The organism is Streptomyces sp. NPDC030995 (genome assembly GCF_055571215.1).
In genome coordinates this window covers 135,185-154,454 of the sequence record NZ_JBVIFS010000006.1, presented here as the reverse complement: position 1 = coordinate 154,454, position 19,270 = coordinate 135,185, and the positions used below count along the sequence as shown (strand labels likewise).

Genomic DNA, 19,270 nt, shown 5'->3' with positions numbered 1-19,270 from the left:
GGGAACGGCGTAACCCACGGGGAAGTGCGCGGAAGTGTCGTACCTGCAATCTGACCTCCTGGGGTGAACGTGCGTCCGCCCTAGAATTTAGGTCAGCAAGGACCAACTTGACTGCGGCATAGGTGAGTTGGCGTGAAACCGAGGCGCCGGCGACCCTGCCCGTTCAGGGGCGAAAGCGCAGCGGGTGGTCCGCCGGCACCTCCACGACGGCGATGCGCACACCGTCGGGGTCGGCGATCCACATCTCGATCAGGCCCCAGGGCTCGCGCAGGGGCGGCCGCAGCACCTCGGCGCCCCGGCCGCGCAGTTCCTCGTACGCCGCCTGCGCGTCCGCGACTTGGAGCCACAGCCGCAGCCCGGGCGCGGGCGGCGTCTCGGCGCGCCCCGACACCTCCAGGAAGCCGCCGCCGAGGAAGTAGACCGTCCCGCGCTCGGGGCCGGTGCCGAACTCCCGGTAGACGGCGAGGCCCAGGGTGCCGCCGTAGAAGGCGCGTGAGCGCTCGGGGTCGGTGGGACACAGCAGGATCCTGCTGCCCAGTACGTGCACCATGTCCCTGTCCTCGCTCCCGCGGCGTTCCGGTCCGGGTCCGGTCCGCTTTCCTAGGGGGTGTCGGCTCCGAGAGCCGTGACGGCGGCGACCATCCGGTCCCAGAACAGGTCGGTCTCCAAGCGCACCGCGGCGCGGGCGTTGACCGGGCGGTCCATGTAGCGGTGCAGGTCCACCACGGTGGCGCCGCGCGTGTACTGGCCGTGCAACTCCACGACGACGTTCGCGTCCACGCAGTGCACGAGCCCGGGATCGATGACCCGGGCCACCGCCACGGGGTCGTGCAGCGGCGGGTGCGGGAACCCCCACAGCGTGCGGTACCTGGACGCGAAGAAGGTCAGCAGCTCGGCGCACATGCGTCCGAGGGGCGTACCGAGCCCCTCGAAGCGGGCCACCACCTCGGGCGTGGCCAGTGCCTGGTGGGTGACGTTGAGACCGCACATGGTGACGGGCACGCCGCTGCGGAAGACGATGTCCGCGGCCTCCGGATCCGTGCGGATGTTGAACTCGGCCGCCGGGGTCCGGTTGCCGCGCTCCGTCGAGCCGCCCATCAGGACGATCTCGCGGATGCGGGAGGCGTCCTGCGGATAGCGGGTCAGCAGGAGGGCGATGTTGGTCAGCGGTGCGGTCGGGACGAGGGTGACCGGCTCCGGATGCTCGGTCAGCATCCGGTGGACGAGGTCCACGGCATGCTCCGGGACCACGTCCACGGTGGGCTCCGGGAACATCGGCCCGTCGAGGCCGGAGGCGCCGTGCACGTCGTCCGCGACGCCGAGCGCCTGGACGAGCGGCCGCGCGCAGCCGGCCGCGATGGGCACGTCGGTGATCCCGGCGACCGTGCACACGCGCCGCGCGTTCAGGGTGGTCTTCTCCAGCGTCTGATTGCCCGCGACCGTGGTGATGGCCAGCAGATCGACCGCGGGGTCGCCGCCCGCCAGCATGATGGCGAGGGCGTCGTCGTGTCCGGGATCGCAGTCGATGATGATCGGGACGGGCACGTCACTCCTGCGGGTGCGGGGTGGTGGACCTTCGTGGACCTTCGTGGACCTTTCAGTGTGCCGCCGGGCCGGTCCCGTGACCAGGAGGCGCCCGAGAACCGGCTGGGAAACGCCGGTCGCCGCCGGGCCCGCGAAGATCGCCCGGACAGGGCCTAGGGTCGGAGGATGGTACGCAAGCGCGTGATCGTGTCGGGGACCGTGCAAGGGGTGTTCTTCCGGGACACCTGCCGCCGTGAGGCACTGGCGCGGGGCGTGTCGGGGTGGGTGCGGAACCTGCCCGACGGCGATGTCGAGGCGCTGTTCGACGGGGACGAGGACGCCGTGGCGGCGATGGTGCGGTGGGCGCGTACGGGGCCGCCCGCGGCCGAGGTCCGCGCCGTCGAGGTCCGCGAGGAGACGGCCGTGCCGGAGGAACCGCCCGGCTTCGAGGTACGCACCACTCCCCGCGACACGGGCTGAGCCGGCGCCGCCTCGGCGGCCTCGCCGCCTCGCGGTCGCGAGGCGCGCCAGGGCCCCGGCCTGGGAGACTGTAGGCATGGATTCCGCGGCACGGTCGCGGTTCGCCCGGGAGGCGATGGCGCGGCGGGACTGGGCGGACGCCCACGAGGCCTTGGTGGAGGCCGACCGGCTCGCGCCCCTCGGCCCGGACGATCTTGAACTTCTCGGGCTCGTCGCGCACATGACCGGCCACGACCAGCAGAGCGAGGACGCCTGGACCCGCGCCCACCACGCCTGGCTCAGTCGCGGGGACACCCCCAGGGCCGTGCGCTGCGTGTTCTGGCTGGGCATCGAACTGGTGCTGCGCGGGCAGTGGGCCAGCAGCACCGGCTGGGTGGCCCGGGCCCGCCGGCTGCTCGCCGCCGAAGCCCCCGGCGCGGGCACCGGCACCGCCACCGCCACCGCCACCGCCACCGCCACCGCGCCCGCCCCCCGCACGGTCGAAGAGGGCTACCTCCTGGCGGTGGAAGGCCTGCGGCTGAGCCTCGCCGGCGAGGCCGAGCCGGCCCGTGCCACCTGCCAGCGGGTGCTGGACTGCGCCACCCGGTTCGAGGACCCCGAACTGGCGAACTTCGCCCTCGTCGGCGTCGGGGAGAGCCTGGTCCAGCTCGGCGAGACCGTCGAAGGCGTCAGGCTGCTCGACGAGGCGATGGTCGCGGTGACCGCCGACGAGGTCTCGCCGATGCTCACGGGGCTCGCGTACTGCGCGGTGATCTCCGCCTGTCACCAGATCTTCGACCTGCGGCGGGCCCGCGAATGGACCGAGCGGATGGCCGCCTGGTGCGAGGCCCAGCAGGAGGCCGTGCCCTACCGGGGCGTCTGCATGATCCACCGGGTGGAGATCCTGCGGCTGCACGGCGACTGGGCCGGGGCCCTGGACGAGGCGGAGCAGGCCTGCCGGTGGCTGCTCGCCCAGCCCGCCCTCCAGTCGGCGGACGCGGCCTACTACCAGATCGGCGAGGTACGGCGGCTGCGCGGCGAGTACCCCGAGGCGGAGCGGGCGTACCAGGAGGCCGGCCGACTCGGGCATCCCGCCCAGCCCGGTCTGGCCCTGCTCCTGCTGGCCTCCGGGGACGCCGACGCCGCGGGGCGGGCCGTACGCACCGCCCTGGACGCCGCCGGATCCGACACGGCCGCCCGCTGCCGGATCCTGCCCGCCTACGTGGAGATCGCGCTCGCCGAGGGCCGGACCGACGAGGCCCGGCAGGCCGTCACCGAGCTGCGCGCCGCCGCCGACGAGGTCGCCAGCCCCCTGCTCACCGCGCTCGCCGGGTACGCGGCGGGGGCGCTCCTGCTCGCGACCGGCGACACCGCGCGGGCCGAGGCCGTGCTTCCGCCCGCCGCGGCCGCCTTCCGCGCGCTCGGAGTCCCGTACGAGGCCGCACGCTGCCGGCTGCTGCTCGGGCTGGCCTGCCGGGAGGCGGGCGACGAGGTGACAGCGCGGCTGGAGCTCGGCGCGGCCACGGAAACCTTCCGGGACTTGGGCGCGGCCGCCGACCTGGTACGGGCCGAGGAACTGGCGCTCGGGGCCGGCCACCGCACGGCGGGGCTGCTCACCGCCCGCGAGCTGGAGGTGCTCAGGCACGTGGCGGCCGGTGAGCCGAACCGGGTGATCGCCCAGGGCCTGTACCTGAGCGAGAAGACGGTCGCCCGGCACCTCGGCAACATCTTCGCCAAGGTGGGGGTGAGCTCACGGTCGGCGGCGACCGCCTACGCGCACAAGCACGGCCTGGTCTAGTGCTGTGACCCAGGGCGTGTGCGGCGGATGCGGAGAACCACCCATGTGCGGCAATGGGTGCTTCTCCCGACGCGGCGACGAGGACCTCCCGCCTAGCGTGGGAGACGCAAGAGACCTGCCCTTCCTCGTGGAGGCGATGGACATGACCGGAAAGACCTACGACGCCGTGATCGTGGGCGCCCGCTGCGCGGGCGCGAGCACGGCGATGCTGCTGGCCCGCCGGGGCTATCGGGTCCTGGTGGTGGACCGGGCGGCCTTCCCCAGCGACACGCTCTCCACCCACCTCATCCACCCGCCCGGCCTCGCGGCCCTGCGGCGCTGGGGCCTGCTGGACCGGGTCGTCGCCACCGGCTGCCCCGAGATCACCACGTACACCTTCGACCTGGGTCCCCTGGTCATCTCCGGCTCGCCGGCGGGTTTGGGTTTCCAGGGCTCGTACGCGCCCCGGCGGACCGTCCTCGACAAGATCCTCGTCGACGCGGCGGCGGAGGCCGGCGCGGAGGTCCGCGAGCGGTTCACCGTGGAGGGCCTGGTCACGGAGGGGGACGCGGTGACCGGTATCCGCGGTCACGGCCCGGACGGGGTCGCCACCGCCGAGTACGGCCGGGTCGTCATCGGCGCCGACGGCGCCCACTCGATGGTCGCCCGCGCCGTGGACGCCCCCCGCTACGCGGAGAAGCCGAAGCTCCAGTGCAGCTACTACACGTACTGGGCGGACCTTCCGATGGACGGCCGGTTCGAGGCCTACATGCGAGAGGACCGTGCCTTCGCGGCCTGGCCCACCAACGACGACGTGACGCTGGTGATCTGCGGACTGCCGATGCGGGACTTCGAGGCGAACCGCGCCGACATCGAGGGCGGCTACCACGACACCCTGCGCCGGGTGCCCGCCTTCGCCGACCGGATCGCCTCCGCCACCAGCACCGGACGGCTGGTCGGCACCGCCGTCGTCAACCATTTCCGGGTCCCCTACGGCCCGGGCTGGGCCCTGGTCGGTGACGCCGGGTACCTGAAGGACTTCATCACGGCCCAGGGCATCCAGGACGCCTTCCAGGACGCCGAGCTGTGCGCGAAGGCACTGGACGACACCTTCGCCGGCCGCCAGGCATTCGGCGAGGCCATGCGCGGCTACCAGCAGGCGAGGGACGAACGGGTCATGCAGATGTACGAGTTCACCGCCGATTTCGCGAGCCTCGAACCTCCGCCGCCCGAGATGCAGCAGGTCCTGGCGAAGGTCGCCGAGAGCCAGGACACCATGGACGGCTTCGTCCGGGTGAACGCGGGACTCACCACGCCCGGCGAGTTCTTCTCCGACCCGCGACTCACGGGGACGCCGCAGGCGGTGAACTGATCCCCGATCCCCGATCCCCGATCCCCGAGCCCCGGCTCGGCGCCCGCGCCGGGGTCTACGGCTTCCCGACGGGGGTAGGGGCGAAGCATGAGGCATCAGACCACCGGCCCGCCCATGCACCCCTTCTCCGCGGGAGGAAGCCGTGAAGCTGCAGTTCCTCAACCCGCTCTACGCCCATCCCGGCCCTGTCGCCTCGGTCTACCTCGACACCTCGCGTGACCTCGACGAAGCCGACCGGGCCATCGAGACGCGCTGGCGGGGCCTGCGTAGGACCCTGCTCGCCCACGACGCCGACCAGGCCACCGTCGACGCGATCGACGACGCCGTCGGCACGGACCGCGAGGTCGTGGGACGCCATGGCCAGGCGCTCTTCGCCGGCCACGGGGAGCTCCTCCTCGCGGAGTGCCTCCCCGAACCTCCGTCCCGCGACTCCGCCCTGTACGGCATGCTGCCCGACACGCTTCTCCTCGCTCTCCAGCACATCCCGGACATCCCGTACGAGGTGGTGATCCTCCACCGTGTGCGCACCGGCGAGCACGGTGACGCGGACGAGGAACTGGAGATCGATCGCGAGAGCGGCCGCTGGCCCATGGGCCGCGTCGCGCCGGGAGCGCGCTCCCACCGCCGGATACCGGTGGACGGCTGGCCCAAGGAGGTCGAGGAGCTCGCCGGGGAACTCGTGGCCGCGATGGACACGGCGGGTACCGAGATGGTCGTGGTGGCCGGGGATCCGTGGGCCGTCAACAGCCTCATGAGAGCGGCGCCGAGTCGGCTGCACGGCGCCCTCGTGAAACTCAAGGACGGACAGCACCGGCACCGCGAGCCCGGCCGCGCCCTCCTGGAGGAGGAACTCGCCATCCTGCTCGACGGCAGGCTCTCCGAGCGCGACCGGCACCAGGTGGACACCTTCCTCGGGCAGCGCGCCCGCCACCCCGAGTACGTCGAAGGGCTGGCCGCCACGGTCGCCGCCCTCCAGCGCGGACAGGCCCAGACGCTGATCCTCGGCCGGCCCGTGCGGCTCGCCCGCCACCTGTGGGTCGGCGCCGCGCCCGGCCATCTCGCTCTGACGGGCGAGGAGCTGAGCGCCTTCGGGCTGCACTACTACTGGGAGGAGCCCGCGCCCGGCGCGGCCTTGGTCCGCGCGGCGGCCGGCACCCAAGCCGAGCTGATCTCCGTACCGGACGACGAGCTGCCGCTCGAAGACGGTGTGGCGGTGGTGCTCCGCTACACGGGCTCCTGACCCGTCCGCGGTCGCCATCGGGCGCGCCCGAATGTGTTCCTCCGGCCCGGGTAGGCGCACAGCATGTCCGGTCACGTCATTGACAGCACCCTGTCGCTGCTGGCCCATGGCTACGCGTGGGCCCCGGATCTGCGCCGGGCCCATGACGGGGCTCCGGTCGTGCGCACCCGCCTGATGGGGCGGCCCACGGTGCTGCTGCACGGCCCGGAGGCCGTCGCCTTGTTCTACGACGAGAGCCACGTCCGGCGGCACGGCGCCCTGCCGGCGCCGGTGCTCGACACCCTCTTCGGCAGGGGAGCGGTGCACACCCTGGACGGGGCACGTCACCGAGGGCGCAAGCAGATGCTGGTGTCGCTGCTCATGTCACCGGAGGGGATCGGCGGCCTGAGCGCGCGAGTGGAGAGCGGCTGGCACGATGCCGTGACCGGCTGGGAGGGCCGCAGCGTGGTGCTCTTCGACGAAGTGTCCACCCTGCTCGCAGGGGCGGTCTGTGACTGGGCGGGTCTGCCGGTTCCGGACGACGCGGCCCGTGAGATCGCCGAGGACTGCGTGGCCATGGTGGACGGTTTCGCCACCGCCGGCCCCCGGCACGTGCGGGCCCGCCGCGCCCGGCACCGCCAGGAACAGGCCCTCATGGCCGCCGTCACCCGCGTCCGCGGACACGGAGGCGGACGCGGACCACGCTCGGTGTCGGGGACGGCGCTGGAGACGGTCGCTCTGCACCGCGAGCCGGACGGCACCCTGCTCGATCCGCACACGGCGGCCGTCGAGCTCCTGAACATCATCCGTCCGACCGTCGCCGTCACCTGGTTCGTCACCTTCGCCGCACACGCGCTCCACCGTCATCCCGGCCGGCGTGACCAGCTGCGCGCCGACGGCCCCGCCCACGCCCGCGCGTTCGCCCACGAGGTCCGCCGCTTCTATCCCTTCGTGCCCTTCATCGGGGGCCTGGCCATCGACGACCTCACGTACGCCGGTGACGAGATCCCGGCCGGGACCCTGCTCCTCCTCGACGTGTACGGGCACCACCACGACCCCACGCTGTGGGAGCGTCCGTACCACTTCGACCCCGATCGCTTCCTGGGCCGCGAACCGGGCCGCGGCGAACTGATCCCCCAGGGCGCCGGCGATGCGCTGACCGGCCATCGGTGCCCGGGCGAGGACATCACCCTCGCCCTGCTCACCGCCTTCTCGTCGGCCCTGGCCCGTATGGAGCTCGCCGTACCGCAACAGGACCTGTCCATCCCGCTGAGCCGGATCCCCACCCGGCCCCGCAGCGGGTTCGTCATCGAGATCGCACACCGGCCAAGGAGTCACCATGCCTCGCGGTTCCAGTCCCAAGCGTGAACGCCAGTACGAACACATCAAGGAGAGCGCCGAGGAGCGCGGCGAGAGCCCCGAGCGGGCCAAGGAGATCGCTGCCCGCACCGTCAACAAGGAACGCGCCCGCGCGGGCGAATCGAAGACGGCGAGCCGCTCCTCCCTCCAGGACATGTCGTCCTCCAAGCGCGGCGGCCAGCGCTCCCACAGCGGCGCTCAAGGCCCGACGAAGGAGCAGCTCTACAACGAGGCCAAGAAGCGCAACATCAAGGGCCGCTCCGAGATGGACAAGGCCGAACTCAAGCGGGCCCTCGGCCGAGACTGAATCGCCGGACGAGGGCAAGGAGCCCGAGCCTGACGACCGACCCGACGGAAGGAAGTGAGCGTCGTGCGCATCGCGTTTCTGACCGCGCCCGAAGGCGTGGAGGAGATCGAACTCACCGCACCCTGGAAGGCGGTCGAGGAGAACGGCTGGGTCCCGCAGCTGGTCTCGACGGCGCCCGGACGGGTTCAGGCCTTCAAACACTTCGACAAGGCGGGGACGTATCCCGTCGATCACGTGCTCGCCGGTGACACCTCGGACGCCTTCGACGCGCTCGTACTGCCCGGCGGGGTCGCCAACCCCGACGCCCTGCGCATGAACGAGCGGGCGGTGGGTTTCGTGCGGAACTTCTTCGAGGTCGGCAAGCCGGTCGCGGCGATCTGCCACGCGCCTTGGACCCTGGTGGAGGCGGATGTCGTACGGGGCCGCACGCTGACCTCGTGGCCGAGTCTGGCGACCGACATCCGCAACGCGGGTGGCACCTGGGTGAACGAGAAGGTGCAGGTCTGCCACGCGGCTCCGGCGACGCTCGTCACCAGCCGCAAACCGGCTGATCTGGATGCGTTCTGCGCCGCGTTCGTGAGGGAGTTCGCCGACGCCCGGCACTCCTCGGCCGCGCGCTCCTGACGCGGGCGGATCCCTCTCTCGGCGACGGCGGATCCGTCCCTTGTCCCCGTACGAAGGCCGCCCCCGGGCACCGGCCCGGGGGCGGCCTTCGTACGGCGCGCCCGCTAGTCCTTCAGGACGTCCTTGATCTTCTCCTTGGCCTCGCGGGCGTCTCCCTTGGCCTGCTCCGTGCGTCCCTTCGTGGTCAGACGCTCGTTGCCGACGGCGCGGCCCACGGCCTCCTTGGCCTTGCCCTTCGCCTGTTCCTTCTTGGCCTGCATCTTCTCTTCGCCCGACACGATGTCACTCCCATCGGTTGGAATCGGTTCCTCCGCTGCGTCTAACCCCTTCCCGAGCCCGCAAACGGGTTGTCCGGCAGCCCGGCGGGTGGGCGAAGAGGATCATGGCTCCCCCCGATAAGGGAGACGAAGGAGGGTAGAAGCTATGCAGCGCCACGGCGGAACAGATCATTCCGCTCATGTCTGCCGAGAGAGCGAGGGACGTCATGCTTGTCCTCGGAATCGTCTTGCTGCTCATTGGCTGGCTCACCGGCATCGGCATCCTGTGGACGATCGGAATCGTCCTGGTCGTCGTGGGCGCGGTCCTCTGGCTCCTGGGTTCGGTCGGGCACGCGGTCGGTGGCCGGCGCCACTACTGGTGAGGCCCACGGCGGCCCGGTCCTTCGGCAACAGAGTGAGGTGCCCCGTGAGGCTTCATTCCCGTCCCACGCCCGCGCCGGACGGCCTGAGCCCGCCCGAGCCGCACGACGGCGTACTGCCCGAGGACCACACACAGGCGATCCTGGAGACCACCAAGCGGGTGGCGTCGCTGCTGAAGGGCTCCGGGCAGCCCTTCGCCCTCGCCGGCAGCGTGGCCGCCTTCGCGCACGGGCTGCCGGCGAACTTCCAGCACGACACCGACTTCTGCGTACGGCCCCAGGACGCCGAGGTGGCGGTCAAGGCGCTGGAGGACGGCGGGATAGAGATGCGCCAGGCCCCCGAGGACTGGCTGGTCAAGGGCAGGGCCGGTGGGGAGGAGATTGATTTGATCTTCGAACTGGCCCGGCGGCCCGTGAGTACGGAGCTGCTGGAGCGGGCCGGCGTGAAGGCGGTCGACTCCGTGTGGATGCCCGTCCTCTCTCCCACCGACCTGATGGAAAGCCGTCTCGCTGCACTGTGCGAGCACTACTGCGACTTCGGTGACCTGCTGCCCATGGCCCGGATGTTGCGGGAGCAGATCGACTGGGAGCGACTGGACCGGGACCACGGCGAAGCCCCGCTGGCCGACGCGTTCCTGTACCTCCTGCGAAAGCTGCACGTCATCGACGCGCCGCACCCCGACCGCACGGAGGCGGTGGACACCCCATGACCTTCAGTGAGATCGCCGAGTACCGCCTGGAGCATCTGCGCCAGCGGCTGGCCCGCGGGGAGGTCGCCGAACTCGGGGTGCGCGCCGAGCTCCGCGGCGGCCACGCCGTCATCTGGGGGAGCGTGACGAGCGAGGCGTGCCGGGAGGCCGTCCTGCGCATCGCCGAAGAGGAACTCGCGGGCATCGACTGGCGTGAGGACCTCACCGTCAGCCGATTCGACCCGCCCGATCATACGGAGGAACTGCTGTGATCCGCGTGGCAGCCATCGGGGACATCCATCTCGGTCCGGGCCAGGCAGGACTGCTCCGGCCGGCCTTCGACACCCTCGGGGACTGCGCGGACCTGCTGCTCCTGGCCGGTGACCTGACGCGCCACGGCACGCGGGAGGAAGCGCGGGTGGTGGCGGGTGAGGTGGCGGGGCTGGCGGTTCCCGTGGTCGCGGTGCTCGGCAACCACGACTACCAGAGCGACCAGGCGGTCGAGGTCGCCGAGGAACTGACCGCGGCCGGGGTGCACGTGCTGGAGGGCGACGGAGTGCTGCTCGGGATCGACGGCACGCGCGTGGGCGTGGCGGGGACCAAGGGCTTCTGCGGCGGCTTCGCGGGGCGCTGCGGCAGTGAGTTCGGCGAACCGGAGATGAAGGCGTTCATCCGGTACACCCGGGCCTGCGCCGACGGTCTCGGCCGCGCCCTGAACCGGCTGCGGGACGAAGGCAGCGACCTGCGCATCGCGCTCACGCACTTCTCACCCGTGCCGGACACCCTGGCGGGTGAGCCTCTGGAGATCTACCCCTTCCTCGGCAGCTACCTCCTCGCCGAGGCCATGGACGAGGCCGGGGCGGATCTCGCGGTCCACGGCCACGCGCACTCCGGCACCGAGCACGGCATGACGGCGGGCGGGATCCGTGTGCGCAACGTCGCGATGCCCGTGATCGACCGGGCCTTCGCCGTCTACCACCTCTCCGGGAGCGGCACGGGAACACGCACGACCGCGGAAGGCATGTCATGGGCCGCGCCGCGCTCCGCGACGTGGACGGAACTCTGACCGACACAACCACCATCGCGTGGCCGGCTTGTACTGTCCTTGTGCGTATCGTCTGAGTGGACGCCCGGTCACGCACAGTCATCAGGGAGGGGTCATGCAGGACGAAGGCAGGAACGAGAGCGCGGAGGAACGCGCGGACCGGCAGTGGCAGGAAGTCGTGCAGGAGATCCGTGTCGCTCAGACAGGCGTGCAGATCCTCTTCGGCTTCCTCCTCACCGTCGCCTTCACCACCGAGTTCCAGGCACTCTCACAGACCGACAAGAACATCTACATCGGCACGGTGGTCCTGGGTTCCCTGGCCACGGGCGCGCTCATCGGGCCGGTCAGCTTCCACCGGATCGTCTCGGGGCGCCGCATCAAGCCCCAGGCGGTCGTCTGGGCCTCGCGGCTCACGTTCGTCGGCATCGTCCTGCTGCTGGCCACCCTCACGGCCGCCCTCTTCCTCATTCTCCGCGTGGTCACGGACAACGCCTTGGCGCCCTGGCTGGTCGGTGGGGTCCTGGCCTGGTACCTGCTGTGCTGGTTCGTCCTGCCGTTGTGGGCCCGGGCCCGCTACACGACCCGGGCCGACACCGGCCGGTCGCCGGGGCAGGAGCCGGGGCATGACCAGAGCCCGCCCGGGTAGGCGCCGTGCAGAGCCAGAGGTGGAAGGGGATCCCCATGGTTTCCGCACCGGAGGGTGACCGGTTCACCCTCGAAGTTCGACATGTGCTGGGGGCAACCGTTCTCAAGCTGGCCGGAGAGCTCGACCACGACACGGCGGAGCCGCTCAGGGAGGCCCTCGAAGCTGTCACCTTCGACGACGGCGCCCGCTTGCTGGTGGACTTCTCGGACGTGGGCTTCTGCGATTCGACGGGGTTGAACGTCCTGCTGCGCGGCCGTCTCACGGCCGAGCGGGCCGGGGCCAGGATCGAGCTCGTGGGCCTGCGCAGACCAGTCGAGCGGATGTTCCGCATCACCGGCGCGGACGAAATCTTTCCGGTCTACGCCGACGTCGCGGACGCACTGGCGGGACATCCGCAGCACCACTAGCGGAGGCGCAGGATGAACGAGCGCCGTTCACCGGAGCGGAGTCGGGTCTTCGTGCTGGGCGCCGAGGACGAGAACGTCGTCACCCGGTGCCGGGACTTCACCAGGCGGGTGCTGACCGACTGGGACTGGCTGCCCGCGCGGGGCGCCGAGGCCGAATCCGGCACCGAGACCGATGTCGAGGCCGAGGTCGGGGCCGAGGACGTTCTGCTCCTGGTGTCCGAGCTGGTGGCCAACGCCCGTCTGCACGGCGGCGGTCCGAGTTCGCTGCTGCTCCGGCGTACCGGTGACGGCCTGCGCATCGAGGTGACCGACCGGAACCCGGCACCGCCGGTGCTCCAGCACCCCTCACAGCCGGCCGGGCCGGGAGGCCACGGACTGCTCATCGTGGACCGGCTGGCACGGCGCTGGGGCTCGGATCCGCTGGACGGCGGCAAGCGCGTCTGGCTGGAGGTCGCCGCACCCCGGCGGCGGGCCGCCGAGGCGGACGGAGCAGCGCGCTCCTGGTGGTCCCGGCACAGGGGCAGGGACACGGACAGGGGCACCTTGAGGCAGGCCCGCCCGTCGTGACCGCCGGGGCGGGCAGCGCCACTCAGGACTCAGGTCGCCGTCACTCGGGTGGCGCGTCGTCGCCGTCCGTCAGCAGCCCGGTCCGCAGCTGCGCCATGATCCGGCCCAGCAGCCGGGACACCTGCATCTGGGACACGCCGAGTCGGTCGCCGATCTCCGCCTGGGTCAGCTCCTCCCCGAAACGCATCGAGAGGATCTGACGGTCGCGTTCGCCCAGGTCGGCGAGCAGCGGCTTGAGCGACTCCAGGTATTCGATCCGGTCGTACGCGGCCTCTTCGACCCCCAGCGTGTGCGGCGCCGGGGTGCCGTCCGGCTCCTCACCGGCCGGCCTGTCAACAGAACCCGCGGTGTACCCGTTGGCGGCCCGGCGGCCCTCGGCCAGTGCGTCCTCGTCGATGCCCAGGCGCTCCGCGAGCTCGTGTTCGGTGGGCCGTCTGCCCAGCCGCTGCTCCAGGGCGTCGTTCGTCTTTGCGATGTCGAGCCGCAGTTCCTGCAGTCGCCTCGGCACCTTCACGGCCCACGAGGTGTCCCGGAAGAACCGCTTGATCTCACCGGTGATGGTGGGCAGGGCGAACGTCGCGAACTCGACGCCGCGCTCGACGTCGTACCGGTTGATGGCCTTGATCAGGCCGATCGTGCCCACCTGGACGATGTCCTCCAGCGGCTCGCTGCGGTTGTGGAACCGGCGGGCCGCGTACTTCACCAGGCTGAGGTTGAGCTCGACGAGCGTGTTGCGCACGTACGAGTACTCGGCAGTGCCCTCGGTGAGCGCGTTCAGCCGCCGGAACAGCGAGACCGACAGGGTCCGGGCGTAGGAAGTGCTCACTGCGACCGGGTCTTCGGGGATGCCGAGGGTGTCTGCGAGATTCGCTATCCGGACGGGCTCCGCGGTGTCGCGGGAAAGGGGTGACATGGGAATCCTCCGACGGATGGGTCCGGCACCTGCCTGGCGCGTCGGGACCGTCGTGGCTTTCGACGGGGATATACCCGCCGGAGGGCGGCTTGACCCTTTCGCGTGTCACAGTGGACGCAGCGAGGTCACACATGAACGATTCCGACCGGATTCTGGAAAAGCTGCTCGCGAGCCTCACCGCCGTCCACGACGGGGACCTCACCGCCAGGCTCCCGGACGATGCGGAAGGCCTCCCAGGAGAGATCGCCGCCGTCTACAACCGGATGGTCGAGCGGCTGTCCCTGGTCACGTCCGAGGTCACGCGCGTCGCCCAGGAGGTCGGAGGCCAGGGGCTGCTCGGCGGGCACGCCAGGGTCCCGCGCACGGGCGGCGTCTGGCGCGAGCTGACCACCGGTGTGAACAGCATGGCCGACAACCTGACCTCCCAGGTGCGCAACATCTCCCAGGTGGCGACCGCCGTTGCCCGGGGCGACCTCACGCAGAAGATCCGGGTGGACGCGAGCGGCGAGATCCTGGAGCTGAAGGAGACCATCAACACCATGGTCGACCGGCTCTCGGCCTTCGCCGAGGAGGTCAGCCGGGTGGCCCGCGAGGTGGGCACGGAGGGGAACCTCGGCGGTCAGGCCACCGTCCACGGGGTCTCCGGCACCTGGAAGGACCTCACCGACAACGTCAACTCGATGGCCACCAACCTGACCAACCAGGTCCGCAACATCGCCCAGGTGACCACGTCCGTGGCGCGCGGCGACCTCACCCGCAAGATCGACGTGGACGCCCGCGGGGAGATCCTGGAGCTCAAGACCACCATCAACACCATGGTCGACCAGCTGTCCTCCTTCGCCGCCGAGGTCACCCGGGTGGCCCGCGAGGTCGGCAGCGAGGGCCGGCTCGGCGGCCAGGCCGAGGTGGCCGACGTATCGGGCACCTGGAAACGCCTGACGGAGAACGTCAACGAGCTCGCGGGCAATCTCACCCGCCAGGTACGTGCCATCGCCGAGGTGACCGGCGCCGTCGCCGAGGGCGACCTGACCCGCTCGATCACGGTGGACGCCCCGGGCGAGGTCGGCGAGCTCAGGGACAACATCAACGCCATGGTCGAGTCGCTGCGCGCCACCACCCGGGCCAACGAGGAACAGAAGTGGCTGGGTTCCAGCCTGGCGCGGGTCTCCGGGCAGATCCAGGGCATCCGCGAACTCCCCGCCGTCGCCCAGCTGATCATGCGCGAGGTGCCTGCGCTGGTGAACGCCCAGTACGGCAGTTTCTTCCTGGCCCAGGAGGGGCCCGAAGGCACCGAACTGGTGGCCATCGCCACGTACGGGCTGCCCGACGAGCCGGGCGCCGGCCCGCGCCGCTTCCGCGTCGGCCAGTCCCTGGTCGGCCAGGCCGCCGCCGGCCGCCGGGCCATCACCGTGGACGACCTGCCGCCCGGGTACGCGACCATCGCCTCCGGCACCGGAGCCACCGACGCGACCACACTCACCGTGCTGCCGATCGTCGCCGAGGACCAGGTGCTGGGCGCGGTGGAACTGGCGGCCCTGCGCCCGCTGAGCCCCCTGCACCGCGACTTCCTCGACCAGCTCACCGAGATGCTCGGCGTCAACGTCCGCTCGCTGATCGCCAACGCCCGTACCGACGAGCTCCTGGAGCGCTCCCAGCAGCTGACGGCCGAACTGCGCTCCCGCTCCCACGAACTTCAGGTCGGACAGCAGGAACTCAAGCGCTCCAACGCCGAGTTGAAGGAGCAGGCGGCCCTTCTGGCCGACCGCAACCGCGACATCGAGCGCAAGAACCTGGAGATCGAGCAGGCCCGCCAGGAACTGGAGGAACGCGCCCAGCAGTTGTCGCGCACCTCCATGTACAAGTCGGAATTCCTGGCCAACATGAGCCACGAGCTGCGCACCCCGCTCAACAGCCTGCTCATCCTCGCCCAGCTCCTGGCGCACAACCCCGAGGGCAACCTGACCGAGAAGCAGGTCGACTACGCGACCGTCATCCACTCTGCCGGATCCGACCTGCTGCAACTGATCAACGACATCCTCGACCTCTCCAAGGTCGAGGCCGGGAAGATGGACGTCCACCCCGAACCGGTCTCGCTGCGCCGCCTGCTCGACTACGTGGACACCACCTTCCGGCCCGTCGCCGACGAACGGAAGCTGGAGCTCACCGTCGCCGCCGCCCCGGACGTCCCCGACGACCTGATCGTCGACGAGGCCCGGCTGCGCCAGGTGCTGCGCAATCTGCTCTCCAACGCGCTGAAGTTCACCGAAGCCGGCCAGGTGGCCCTGCGCGTGGGCAGGGCCACCCCCGAAGAGCTGCCCCCGACGCTCCTGAACGGCGCGGACGTGCTCGCCTTCCACGTCACCGACACCGGCATCGGCATCCCCACCCACCGGCTGGAGTCCGTCTTCGGCGCCTTCCAGCAGGGCGATCCGGCGACCGCCCGCGCCTACGGCGGAACCGGCCTCGGGCTCTCCATCAGCCGTGAGGTCGCCCGCCTGCTCGGCGGGGTCCTGGTCGCGCAGAGCACGGAGGGCCGGGGCAGCCGCTTCACCCTCTACCTGCCCGTACACGACGGCCGGGGAGGAGCCGGATCCGGGCGCGGGACCGCCGAGCAGCCGCTGGGAGCGCCGGGAGGCGGTGCGGGACGGGCGCCGGACACCGAACCCGCGGGCAGGACCGTCCTGGTGATCGACGACGACGCCCGCAACGTCTTCGCCCTGACCGCGATGCTCCAGGGAGCGGGCATCCGGGTCCTCGCCGCGGACAACGGACAGGCGGGGGTCGCGCGGCTCACGGGCGGAGAGCGGGTGGACCTCGTGGTGATGGATCTGATGATGGCCGGCATGGACGGTTACGAGACCACCCGCGCCATCCGCCGGCTGCCCGGCCTCGGCGACCTCCCCGTCATCGTCGTCACCGCCAAGGCCATGCCCGACGACCGGGCCGAAGCGCTGGCCGCCGGAGCGACCGACTACATCACCAAGCCGGTGGCCTCGGACGACCTGATCGCCAGCATCCGCGCCTGCCTGTCCGGCCGCGGCCGGTGAGCCAGGAGCCGGGGCCGGGGCGGGGTTGGGGGTGGGGCGGGGGGCGGGGGGCGGGTCAGCACACCCGCAGCACCACCAGACTCGTGTCGTCGTCCGTGTCCCCGCTGACCTCCGCCATCAGCCGGTCGGCCAGCTCGTCCGTCCGGCCCGCCCCGAGCCGCTCGGCCGCGCGCCGCAGCACCGCCAGACTCTCGTCCAGTCCCTCGTGCCGCCGCTCGACCAATCCGTCCGTGTACATGAGCAGCAGGTCGCCCGGACGCAGCCGGGTGACCTCCTCCGGGTACGCGGCTCCGGGCAGCGCCCCCAGCAGGATGGTGTGCGGAGGCTTCAGGAACCGGCCCCGCCCGTCCCGTACCAGCAGGGGCGGAAGGTGCCCGGCCGCGGTCCAGCGCAGCGTCCGCTCCCCGGGGTCGTACAGCGCGCACAGGGCGGTGGCCGTCGGCTGACTGGGCGCGCGCAGCGCGACCTCGTTGAGCCACCCCATCAGCTCTCCGGGAGGCCGGTCCGTGAAGGCCAGTCCGCGCAGCGCGTTGCGCAGCGCCGTCATCGAGGTCGCCGCGTCGATCCCGTGGCCGGCGATGTCACCGACCGAGACCAGCACCCGTCCGCTCGGCAGCGGATGCACGTCGTACCAGTCCCCGCCCACCCGGTACTCGGCGAGGGCAGGCCGGTAGCGGGCCGCGATCTCCAGGCCCGGCAGCGTCTCCAGCACCGGCGCCTCCGGCTGGATCGCCTCCTGGAGCCGGAGCACCACCTGGTTGCGCAGCTCCGCCTCCGCCTGCACGGCGGTGAGCCGGTCGAAGCTCGCGCTGAGGGCCACCTCGGTGTGGTGCTGCGCCGTGACGTCCTGGTAGACGCCGGCCAGCCCCGTCGGCACGCCGCGCGTGAGGACGGGCTCGGCCGCGACCTGGATACGGCGCACCCCGCCGTCCGGCCGCACCACCCGGAGCAGCGCCTGGGTTCCTTCGCGGCCCTCGACCAGCGTGGACAGCATCCGCCGCAGGACGTCAACGTCCTCCGCGTGCAGCCGCGGCCCGAGCATGCGCAGCGGAACCGGATCCTGCGAGGGTTCCAGGCCGAAGACCCCGTACGCCTTCGAACTCCACCGGGACCGGCCGGTGAGCAGATCGTCCTCGAACCAGGCCAGCCGCTCCAGCCGCCCCAGTACGCGGACCAGCACCGGGCTCGTGTCGACGGTGTCCCACACCACAGCGGCCCGCTCCCGGGCGAGGGCCAGTACCCGTACGTGCGCCATGGAGGCCGGCTCCGGCGCCGTGCCGTCCTCCGGCAGGCAGGGCGCGAACTGCGGCCCGCCGCCACCGGCCGCCGCCGCGATCAGCCGTACCAGGCCCTCGTGGGCGTACGGGAAGACCTGCGCGGCCGGCCGCCCCACGGGCCCGTGGACCTCACCGACGGCCCTGTGGGCCGCCGGATTGAGGTACTCGACGACCACCGGGTCCGCTCCGGCCGCCCGGAGGATCGCCGCCGGCTGCTCCAGCAGGTCCAGCAGGGACTCCGGGCCGCGCGGCCCGTCCTCCTCGTCCCGCGCCCAGTCCAGGACGTGCACCGCGGGCTGCGCCAAGTCGGTGAACTCCCTGCGCAGCCCTTCGTGCAAAGGGGTGGGCTCTCCCCAAGCGGCCAGGAGCAGTCCGGGCGTCCCGCCCGGCCGCCGGAGGGGGAACAGCACCCGGGCGGCGTTCGGTACGGCTCCCGGCAGCCGCAGGGACCCGGCGGGCCCGTCCTCGCCCGTGCCCGCTCCCTCGGGCAGCCAGACGGGGGTGCCTCCGTACATCGCCCGGTGCAGCGGACCCCCGCATTCCGGCGGCATCCACTGCCAGTGCGCGGCCTCGGGCCGGCTCGCACCGGCGTGCCCGACGAGCTCCAGGCAGCCCGTTTCGGTGCGCCGCCACAGGAAGACCGTCCGTACGCCGAGGGGGCGCAGGCCGCCTTCCAGCAGCGTGTCCAGTGCTTCACCGGGACTGTCCGAAGCGAGGGCCGCCACCGCGCCGCGACGGGCGCGGCGTGCCTCGGACGCCGCGATGGCCTGCCCGCCGGGGACCTCGACGGCATGGTTCCCGGCGGCCGCGTTGACGATGTCGGCGGCGGTGTCCACCGCGCCGAGCCCGGTGGACACGGCGAGCTGCACCAGGTGGTCCGCCGCCTCGTCGGGCGGGATGGACAGCTGTGCGGACAGCGCCCCGGTGGCGAGGTCGAGGAGCCGTCGACGGGCCCGATCGGCATGGAGGGCGGCGATCTCCGCGGTCAGATCGGTGACGGCTGCGGCCAGCGCGCCGGCGGAAGGCGCACCGGCTGGGCCGGGCTCCGTCATGACGCCACCTCCGGCACTCGGCCCCCTCGACGCGACTTCCCTCACCCCCCAGTGTCAAACGGCACCCTGCGGATGCGACCCCGGCCATCCCGCGGGCCCGTATACGCCGGACCGGTGACGCGGGGCCGAGGCTCACGGGCACGTCGGCGATTACGCGGCCTGGCTGGTGGCCGGGACGGCGGCGCTCCTGGTGGCCTTCGCCGCCCGGATCTGAACGCCCCGGCCACCTCCTAGTGCTGTGGCCGGAAAGGTTTGCCGGGTCGCGGCGTCCGGTGCGGTGCATCGCAAGGCGGAGGGCCGTGGCTCGTACTGGACGTACCGGCGCGGTCCGACAACGCGGCGAGGTGCC

General features: G+C 72.0%; 20 protein-coding genes. 15 read left to right on the top strand and 5 right to left on the bottom strand.

The genetic code is table 11. The annotated features are described in order from the left end of the window. Positions 1-163: 163 nt before the first annotated feature. On the bottom strand, positions 164-550 hold the full coding sequence (locus ACZ45T_RS12680) for a VOC family protein (RefSeq protein ID WP_468440349.1): 387 nt from the start codon (positions 548-550) through the stop codon (positions 164-166). A 50-nt stretch (positions 551-600) separates the two neighbouring features. Beyond that, on the bottom strand, positions 601-1,545 hold the full coding sequence (locus ACZ45T_RS12675; protein WP_468440347.1) for a nucleoside hydrolase: 945 nt from the start codon (positions 1,543-1,545) through the stop codon (positions 601-603). Between the two features lie 165 nt (positions 1,546-1,710). Between ACZ45T_RS12675 and ACZ45T_RS12670 the strand changes: the two genes are divergently transcribed. The 7 genes from ACZ45T_RS12670 (at position 1,711) to ACZ45T_RS12640 (ending at position 8,641) form a co-directional block, all read left to right on the top strand. Then, positions 1,711-2,004: an acylphosphatase gene (locus tag ACZ45T_RS12670; RefSeq protein WP_468440345.1), complete on the top strand. Its 294-nt coding sequence runs from the start codon at positions 1,711-1,713 to the stop codon at positions 2,002-2,004. Between the two features lie 76 nt (positions 2,005-2,080). After that, positions 2,081-3,781: a LuxR C-terminal-related transcriptional regulator gene (locus tag ACZ45T_RS12665; RefSeq protein ID WP_468440343.1), complete on the top strand. Its 1,701-nt coding sequence runs from the start codon at positions 2,081-2,083 to the stop codon at positions 3,779-3,781. Positions 3,782-3,878: 97 nt separating this feature from the next. After that, positions 3,879-5,132: an NAD(P)/FAD-dependent oxidoreductase gene (locus ACZ45T_RS12660; RefSeq protein WP_468440341.1), complete on the top strand. Its 1,254-nt coding sequence runs from the start codon at positions 3,879-3,881 to the stop codon at positions 5,130-5,132. 142 nt (positions 5,133-5,274) lie between these two features. Further along, positions 5,275-6,372 carry a baeRF2 domain-containing protein gene (locus tag ACZ45T_RS12655; protein WP_468440339.1) on the top strand — a complete coding sequence of 366 codons (1,098 nt, stop codon included), beginning with the start codon at positions 5,275-5,277 and terminating at the stop codon, positions 6,370-6,372. A gap of 63 nt (positions 6,373-6,435) precedes the next feature. Further along, on the top strand, positions 6,436-7,719 hold the full coding sequence (locus ACZ45T_RS12650; protein WP_468440337.1) for a cytochrome P450: 1,284 nt from the start codon (positions 6,436-6,438) through the stop codon (positions 7,717-7,719). Further along, positions 7,691-8,017, top strand: a complete 327-nt coding sequence (locus tag ACZ45T_RS12645) for a plasmid stabilization protein (protein WP_468440335.1) — start codon at positions 7,691-7,693, stop codon at positions 8,015-8,017. Before ACZ45T_RS12650 ends, ACZ45T_RS12645 begins: the two co-directional genes overlap by 29 nt. 63 nt (positions 8,018-8,080) lie before the next feature. Further along, entirely contained in the window at positions 8,081-8,641 is a 561-nt protein-coding gene (locus tag ACZ45T_RS12640; RefSeq protein ID WP_468440333.1) for a type 1 glutamine amidotransferase domain-containing protein, read from the top strand. A 104-nt stretch (positions 8,642-8,745) separates the two neighbouring features. Here ACZ45T_RS12640 and ACZ45T_RS12635 read toward each other — a convergent pair whose 3' ends face one another. Then, positions 8,746-8,901 (bottom strand): CsbD family protein, encoded by a 156-nt coding sequence (locus ACZ45T_RS12635; RefSeq protein ID WP_468440662.1) that lies wholly within the window; start codon positions 8,899-8,901, stop codon positions 8,746-8,748. Between the two features lie 224 nt (positions 8,902-9,125). Between ACZ45T_RS12635 and ACZ45T_RS12630 the strand changes: the two genes are divergently transcribed. The 7 genes from ACZ45T_RS12630 to ACZ45T_RS12600 all read left to right on the top strand — a co-directional run bounded on the left by ACZ45T_RS12630 (position 9,126) and on the right by ACZ45T_RS12600 (position 12,632). Continuing rightward, positions 9,126-9,281: a DUF6131 family protein gene (locus ACZ45T_RS12630; protein WP_468440660.1), complete on the top strand. Its 156-nt coding sequence runs from the start codon at positions 9,126-9,128 to the stop codon at positions 9,279-9,281. Positions 9,282-9,325: 44 nt separating this feature from the next. Then, a complete protein-coding gene (locus tag ACZ45T_RS12625) occupies positions 9,326-9,988 on the top strand; it encodes a nucleotidyltransferase family protein (RefSeq protein WP_468440331.1) in 663 nt (220 codons plus the stop codon). Continuing rightward, positions 9,985-10,239: a BON domain-containing protein gene (locus ACZ45T_RS12620; protein WP_468440329.1), complete on the top strand. Its 255-nt coding sequence runs from the start codon at positions 9,985-9,987 to the stop codon at positions 10,237-10,239. The genes ACZ45T_RS12625 and ACZ45T_RS12620 overlap by 4 nt, the downstream gene beginning before the upstream one ends. Continuing rightward, positions 10,236-11,033 carry a metallophosphoesterase family protein gene (locus tag ACZ45T_RS12615; RefSeq protein ID WP_468440327.1) on the top strand — a complete coding sequence of 266 codons (798 nt, stop codon included), beginning with the start codon at positions 10,236-10,238 and terminating at the stop codon, positions 11,031-11,033. The genes ACZ45T_RS12620 and ACZ45T_RS12615 overlap by 4 nt, the downstream gene beginning before the upstream one ends. A 94-nt stretch (positions 11,034-11,127) precedes the next feature. After that, positions 11,128-11,658 (top strand): DUF6328 family protein, encoded by a 531-nt coding sequence (locus ACZ45T_RS12610; RefSeq protein ID WP_468440325.1) that lies wholly within the window; start codon positions 11,128-11,130, stop codon positions 11,656-11,658. 35 nt (positions 11,659-11,693) lie between these two features. Beyond that, positions 11,694-12,065, top strand: coding sequence for an STAS domain-containing protein (locus tag ACZ45T_RS12605; RefSeq protein ID WP_468440323.1), 372 nt, complete (start codon positions 11,694-11,696; stop codon positions 12,063-12,065). 12 nt (positions 12,066-12,077) lie between these two features. Next, on the top strand, positions 12,078-12,632 hold the full coding sequence (locus ACZ45T_RS12600) for an ATP-binding protein (protein WP_468440321.1): 555 nt from the start codon (positions 12,078-12,080) through the stop codon (positions 12,630-12,632). A 40-nt stretch (positions 12,633-12,672) separates the two neighbouring features. On the opposite strand, the gene ACZ45T_RS12595 is transcribed toward ACZ45T_RS12600, so the two are convergent. Further along, the gene (locus tag ACZ45T_RS12595) at positions 12,673-13,545 is read right to left on the bottom strand and encodes a SigB/SigF/SigG family RNA polymerase sigma factor (protein WP_468440319.1); all 873 of its coding nucleotides are present in this window, start codon (positions 13,543-13,545) and stop codon (positions 12,673-12,675) included. Between the two features lie 131 nt (positions 13,546-13,676). Between ACZ45T_RS12595 and ACZ45T_RS12590 the strand changes: the two genes are divergently transcribed. Further along, a complete protein-coding gene (locus ACZ45T_RS12590; protein ID WP_468440317.1) occupies positions 13,677-16,592 on the top strand; it encodes a HAMP domain-containing protein in 2,916 nt (971 codons plus the stop codon). Between the two features lie 55 nt (positions 16,593-16,647). Here ACZ45T_RS12590 and ACZ45T_RS12585 read toward each other — a convergent pair whose 3' ends face one another. Next, the gene (locus tag ACZ45T_RS12585) at positions 16,648-18,921 is read right to left on the bottom strand and encodes a SpoIIE family protein phosphatase (RefSeq protein WP_468440315.1); all 2,274 of its coding nucleotides are present in this window, start codon (positions 18,919-18,921) and stop codon (positions 16,648-16,650) included. Between the last annotated feature and the right edge of the window lie 349 nt (positions 18,922-19,270).